The sequence below is a fragment of the Paraburkholderia sp. RL18-085-BIA-A genome (assembly GCF_046027075.1).
Taxonomy (GTDB): domain Bacteria; phylum Pseudomonadota; class Gammaproteobacteria; order Burkholderiales; family Burkholderiaceae; genus Paraburkholderia.
The window spans coordinates 134,428-141,136 of the sequence record NZ_JARESU010000015.1 but is presented as its reverse complement, the minus strand read 5'-3'; the positions used below and the strand labels follow the sequence as shown (position 1 = coordinate 141,136).

4 protein-coding genes are annotated in these 6,709 nt (G+C 65.9%); all 4 read left to right on the top strand.

Annotated features, from left to right (window positions below; translation table 11 throughout):
• Window positions 1-197 precede the first annotated feature (197 nt).
• The 4 genes from flhB to P0D89_RS13705 all read left to right on the top strand — a co-directional run bounded on the left by flhB (window position 198) and on the right by P0D89_RS13705 (window position 6,699).
• The gene (flhB, locus tag P0D89_RS13720) at window positions 198-1,418 is read left to right on the top strand and encodes a flagellar biosynthesis protein FlhB (RefSeq protein WP_408363680.1); all 1,221 of its coding nucleotides are present in this window, start codon (window positions 198-200) and stop codon (window positions 1,416-1,418) included.
• A complete protein-coding gene (flhA, locus tag P0D89_RS13715) occupies window positions 1,415-3,517 on the top strand; it encodes a flagellar biosynthesis protein FlhA (RefSeq protein ID WP_408363682.1) in 2,103 nt (700 codons plus the stop codon). The genes flhB and flhA overlap by 4 nt, the downstream gene beginning before the upstream one ends.
• A gap of 370 nt (window positions 3,518-3,887) precedes the next feature.
• The gene (flhF, locus tag P0D89_RS13710) at window positions 3,888-5,837 is read left to right on the top strand and encodes a flagellar biosynthesis GTPase FlhF (protein WP_408363684.1); all 1,950 of its coding nucleotides are present in this window, start codon (window positions 3,888-3,890) and stop codon (window positions 5,835-5,837) included.
• The gene (locus P0D89_RS13705) at window positions 5,830-6,699 is read left to right on the top strand and encodes a MinD/ParA family ATP-binding protein (protein WP_408363686.1); all 870 of its coding nucleotides are present in this window, start codon (window positions 5,830-5,832) and stop codon (window positions 6,697-6,699) included. The genes flhF and P0D89_RS13705 overlap by 8 nt, the downstream gene beginning before the upstream one ends.
• Window positions 6,700-6,709 lie beyond the last annotated feature (10 nt).

Below are 6,709 nucleotides of genomic sequence, written 5' to 3'. Positions count from 1 at the left end.
GCCCTTCCCGGGGGGGGGCCCCGGGGCCCACCCCCCCCCCCGGGGCCCCGGGGCCAAACCCGGGGGGGCGCCTCGCGCTCATCCGTCGAAATACCCCCCTTTCTCCGCCCTTATCCGCCGATCGCCGCTTGCGTCGAGCGGGAATAATCGCTCTCACTGGAAAGAGGCGCCATGCCTCGCCCGACTGGAGAGCTTGTGTGGCAGAGGACAGCGACCTCGAAAAAACCGAATCAGCCACTCCCCGGCGCCTGCAGAAGGCGCGCGAGGAAGGGCAGATCGTGCGCTCGCGGGAACTGTCGACGTTCGCGCTGCTGGCGGCGGGTTTCTACGGCGCATGGGGGATGTCTAGCAGTATCGGCGAGCATTTGCAGAACATGCTGCGCGCGTCGCTCACGTTCGACCACGCCAGCAGCTTCCAGACCAGCCGCATGCTGATCGGTGCGGGCGCAGCTGGCCGCGAAGGCCTCTACGCGCTGCTGCCGGTGCTCGGCTTCACCGGCTTCGCCGCATTGCTCGCGCCGCTGGCGCTGGGCGGCTGGCAGCTGTCGGCGAAAGGGTTCGAGGCGAAGTTCAGCCGGCTCGATCCGATTGCAGGCTTTGGCCGGATGTTTTCGATCAATGGGCCGATCCAGCTCGGCATGTCGCTCGCGAAGACGCTGGTGGTGGGGATCATCGGCGGCACGTCGATCTGGAATCGCCGCGACGAAATTCTCGCGCTCGCCACCCAGCCGCTGAATCTCGCGCTCGCCAATTCCGTGCATCTGATCGCCGTGTGCTGCGGGATGACGGTGGCCGGCATGTTCGCGGTGGCGGCGCTGGATGTGCCGTACCAACTGTGGCAGTTCCAGAAGAAGCTGCGCATGACGAAGGAAGAAGTGAAGCGCGAGCATCGCGAAAGCGAAGGCGATCCGCACATCAAGGGCAAGATTCGCCAGCAGCAGCGCGCCATTGCGCGTCGCCGGATGATGTCGCAGGTGCCGAAGGCCGACGTGGTGGTGACCAACCCGACGCACTTCGCGGTCGCGCTGCAATACGCCGACGGCGAGATGCGCGCGCCGAAGGTGGTCGCCAAGGGCGTGAACCTGGTGGCCGCGCGGATTCGCGAACTGGCCGCCGAGCACAACGTGCCGCTGCTCGAAGCGCCGCCGCTCGCGCGGGCGCTGTATCACAACGTCGATCTGAACCGCGAGATTCCCGGCCCGCTGTATGGCGCGGTCGCCGAAGTGCTCGCGTGGGTGTACCAGTTGCGACGCTTCAAAACCGAAGGCGGCGTCGTGCCGGTCGCACCGACCGAACTCGACGTGCCGGCGGAACTCGACAAGGGCGGTGTATCGGACGATGAAGCCGATCAGGAAGCCGCCGATACGCTCAACCCCGACAATCCCGCTAACGACGACGCTCCAGGAGCCTCCGCATGAACGCTCGCGCCGGTTTCCTCGCCCGACGGCCGGATGCCTTGAGCAGCACCAATTTGCGCGCCCTCGCCGGGCCGGTGCTGATCTGCATGATTCTCGGCATGATGATTCTGCCGTTGCCGCCGTTCCTGCTGGACCTGCTGTTCACCTTCAACATCGCGCTTTCGGTGATGGTGCTGCTCGTCAGCATGTACACGATGAAGCCGCTCGACTTCGCCGCGTTCCCGAGCGTGCTGCTGTTCTCGACGCTGCTGCGGCTCTCGCTGAACGTGGCGTCCACGCGGGTCGTGCTGCTCGAAGGCCACACCGGTCCGGACGCGGCCGGCCAGGTGATCGAGTCGTTCGGCCACTTCCTCGTGGGCGGCAATTTCGCGGTCGGTATCGTCGTCTTCGTCATTTTGATGGTGATCAACTTTATGGTGATCACCAAGGGCGCGGGACGGATCGCGGAAGTGTCCGCGCGCTTCACGCTCGACGCGATGCCCGGCAAGCAGATGGCGATCGACGCCGATCTGAACGCCGGCCTCATCAACGAGGAGCAGGCGCGCAAGCGCCGCTCGGAAGTCTCGCAGGAAGCCGAGTTCTACGGCTCGATGGACGGCGCGAGCAAGTTCGTGCGCGGCGACGCGATCGCCGGTCTGCTGATCATGGTGATCAACATCGTCGGCGGGCTGATCGTCGGGATGGTTCAGCACAACATGGATTTCGCGGCGGCGGGCAAGAACTACACGCTGTTGACGATCGGCGACGGCCTCGTCGCGCAGATTCCGTCGCTGGTGATTTCGACCGCCGCCGGCGTGATCGTGTCGCGCGTCGCGACCAACGAGGACATCGGCACCCAGCTCACCGGCCAGCTGTTCACGAATCCGCGTGTGCTGGTGATCACGGGCTGCATTCTCGTGCTGATGGGCCTGATCCCTAACATGCCGCACTTCGCGTTTCTGTTGCTCGGCGGCGGTCTGATTCAACTCGGCCGCACGATGAAAAAGCGCGCCGAGGAACGCAGGACCAGCACGGCGCTCGTCGATATTGCGCCGGCCGCGATGACCCCGGTTGAGAACGCCGAGGCGAGCTGGGACGACGTGACGATGATCGACGCGCTCGGCCTCGAAGTCGGCTACCGGCTGATTCCGCTCGTCGACAAGAACTCGGACGGCGAACTGCTCAAGCGGATCAAGAGCATCCGCAAGAAGTTCGCGCAGGAAATCGGCTTCCTGCCGCCCGTCATTCATATCCGCGACAACCTCGAATTGCGGCCGAACGGCTATCGCATCGCGCTCAAGGGCGTCGAAGTGGGCGCAGGCGAAGCGTATCCGGGCCAATGGCTGGCGATCAATCCCGGCCAGGTCTCCGCCTCGCTGCCGGGCACGCCGACGCAAGACCCGGCGTTCGGGCTGCCGGCCATCTGGATCGACACGAATCTGCGCGAACAGGCGCAGGTGTATGGCTACACGGTGGTCGATTCGAGTACGGTGGTCGCGACCCATCTGAATCACCTGGTGGTGACGCACGCGTCGGAACTGCTCGGCCGCCGCGAAGTTCAGGCGCTGCTCGAACGGATGCAGAAAGACACGCCGTCGCTGGTCGACGATCTGGTGCCGAAGACGCTGCCGCTCACCACGTTGCAAAAGGTGCTGCAAAACCTGCTGGAAGAAGGCGTGCCGATCCGCGACCTGCGTACGATTCTCGAAGCGCTGTCCGAGCACACGCCGAAGATCACCGACGCCCACGATCTCACCGCCGCCGTGCGCCTCGCGCTGGGTCGCGCGATTACGCAGCAGTGGTTCCCCGGCACCGGCGACATGCAGGTGATGGGCCTCGACTCGAATCTGGAGCGGGTGTTGTCGCAGGCACTCGCGACCGGCCCGAACCCGGGACTGGAACCGGGCCTCGCGAACACGCTGCTGAACGAAACGCAGAAGGCAATGATGCGTCAGCAGAACCTCGGCCTCGCGCCGGTGCTGCTGGTGCAGCACGCATTGCGGCCGATGCTCGCGCGCTTCCTGCGCCGCAGCCTGCCGCAGTTGAAGGTGCTCTCGTATGCGGAAGTGCCCGACACGCGCAACGTCAAGGTAGTGAATCTGATCGGCGCGCACGGCTGACGCGCGGCATGGGCAGCTGCGGCTTAGAACTCGCAACCCACAACCGACAACCCACAACCCGCAGCCCGCCATTGCAGCTTTTACCGGCGCCCCTTTGGGCGCCGGTTTTCATTCCGACGCCTTACTTTGCATTGGCCCGCGCGGTCCGGCGCATCCGTTCGACGCCGCCGAAAGCGCCGCGCGGCCCCGCTCGGGGCCCCGTTGAAACCCGCGCGCGCGTTGCCTCGGCCGCCGTTCCATCGCGCGAATTGCCTACCTTTAACGGTCTTTATCCATCGATCGTCGCTCGACATCTTTCGCAATAATTGATCTCAATGGGAAGCGGTGTGTTGCCGGTCCGTCAGTCCGAATACCTCATTGGGGGTCCAGCTTGAACATTCGTAAATTTGTCGGTGCCACCAGTCGCGATGCTCTGCGTCTGGTTCGTGAAGCGCTTGGCCCGGATGCGGTCGTGTTGTCCAATCGCACGATGGACGACGGCAGCGTCGAGATCGTCGCACTGGCCGACAGCGATCTCGCAGCCCTCACGCCCAAGGCTCGCAATGGCGTAAGCGCTGCATTGGCCGCGCCGACGGGTTCGAACGCTGGACAGCAGCCCCTTGTCGCACCGCGTGCACTGCCGGCCATGCAGGCGAATCCGTACGCGAGCGGCATGCCCGATGTGTTCTCGTCGGTGTTCGGCGCGAGCCCGGAAGCGGGTGCCGAAACGATGTCAGCGAGCGCGCCAGTGAGCGTGCCTGTGAATGAAGCGCCGACGACCGCGCTGAAATCCGTGGCGTCGAAAGCGAAGCCCCAGGCGACGGCCTTGCGGGGCGCCGCAGTGAATGCCGCGCCGGCTGTCAGCCAACAAGCTCATCAACCGGTTGCGCAACAGATTCCCGCAGGGCCGACCGCCCGCGCAGCGGCGGCTCGTTTGTCGGAGGACATCCGTGCCGACCTCCTTAAAGCCGTCGGCGTGCCCGTCACGCCCGCCGATTCGAAGACCGATGCCGCCGCGCCGCGCACGATGGCCGAATCGAACCCGTGGCTGATCGACCACGCGCGCCGCATCGCCGCCGAACAGCAGCAAGAGCAAGGCGAATACAGCGCACGCCCCGACGCGATGACGCCGGCCGTCGCCGCCGCCAAGGGACTCGGCGCCGCCGTCGAAGTCGCGCGACCCGCCGCGCAACCGGCCGCCGCCGTGCCCGCGACCGACACACCTGAATGGGCCCGCGAAGCCGCGCAAGTCGCCGCGCGCCGCACGGCGCAGAAAAACGCGCCGGCTCAGCCCAGCAACGACGACACCCGCACGCCGGCCTCGGTTGCCGAAGCGATCAAGGCGCGCATGGAGCAGGTCGTCAACGACACCGTGATGAACGAATTGTCGTCGATGCGCGGGATGATGGAAGAACACTTCGCCGGCTTGCTGTGGGGCGAGCGTCAACGCCGCAATCCGGCGCGCGGCGCGCTCACCAAGCATCTGTTCGCCGCGGGCTTTTCCGCTCAGCTGGTGCAGATGATGATCGACAACCTGCCCGACGACATCGACACGATGGACGGCGGCATGGACTGGGTACGCTCGGTCCTCGAATCGAACCTGCCGGTGATGGAAGACGAAGACGCGCTGATGGAGCGCGGCGGTGTGTTTGCGCTGATGGGCCCGACGGGCGTCGGCAAGACGACCACCACCGCGAAGCTCGCCGCGCGCTGCGTGATGCGCTTTGGCGCCAGCAAGGTCGCGCTGCTCACCACCGACAGCTACCGGATCGGCGGCCACGAGCAACTGCGCATTTTTGGCAAGATTCTCGGCGTGTCGGTTCATGCGGTGAAAGACGGCGCCGACCTGCAACTCGCGCTCTCCGAACTGCGCAACAAGCACATCGTGCTGATCGACACGATCGGCATGAGCCAGCGCGACCGCCTCGTGTCCGACCAGATCGCGATGCTGTGCCGCGCCGGTCAGCCGGTGCAGCGCCTGCTGCTGCTCAACGCGACGAGTCACGGCGATACGCTCAACGAAGTCGTGCAGGCCTATCAGCGCGCGCCGGATCAGCAGCCGCTCGCCGGCTGCATCCTGACCAAGCTCGATGAAGCGACCAATCTGGGCGGCGTGCTCGATACGGTGATCCGCTACAAGCTGCCGGTGCACTACGTGTCGACCGGGCAGAAGGTGCCGGAGAACCTGTACGTCGGGACCAGGAAATTCTTGATCAAGAGCGCCTTCTGTATTCCGCGCGACAACTCGCCCTTCGTGCCGCACGACGACGACATCCCGGCCTTGCTGTCGGCACTTTCAGCACGTTCGACCGCCGAGCTGCACGAGGTTCGCTTTGGATAAGCTCGTTTCGGATCAGGCCGAAGGACTGCGGCGGATGCTCGCCCGCAGCGGCGCGCGCGTGATCGCCGTGACGGGCGGACCGGACGGCGTGGGATGCACGACAGTGGTGGTCAATCTCGCCGCCGCGCTCGCGCAGCAGGGCAAGGACGTGCTGGTGATCGACGAATGCGTGGGCGACAGATCGGTGAGCGCGATGCTCGGCGGCTTGCGCGGCGCAGGCAATTTCTCGGCCGTGATGCGCGGCGAGATGACGCTCGACGCCGCCGCCGCACGGCACCCGCTGGGTTTTTCGGTGCTGGCCGCGTCGCGCAACAACCGCGAAGGCCACACGGCCCAGCAGTTCAACGTGCTGCTCGGCGGTTCCACGGACATCGTGCTGATCGACGCGCAACTCGACGAGCAAGGCCACTTGTCGCCATTCGCCAGGCAGGCGCACGACGTGATGATCGTCACGCGCGTGTCGGCCCAGGCGATCACCGACGCGTATGCGTGCATGAAGCGTCTGCACTACGCACACGCTATCGCGCAGTTTCGCGTGCTGACAAATCACGTCCAAAGCCTGAACGACGCGCACACGACGTTTGGCAACCTGGCCGGCGTGGCCGGGCGCTACCTGACGGTGGCGCTGGAAGACGCCGGCTGCGTCGCCGCCGATGCGCGGATGGCGCGAGCCCTGGAGTTGTCGCGTTGTGTCGTCGATGCGTTCCCGTCGACACCGGCTGCGCGCGACTTGCGGCACCTCGCCGCCGAATTGCAGTACTGGCCGATGCGGCCAGCGATGTCGTCGCAAACGCCATGGATGGGGCCAGCGACTGTTACAGCGGCGCAGCACGCCGACCAACCGTCCGCGCAGCACGCCTGAGAGGCGGCAT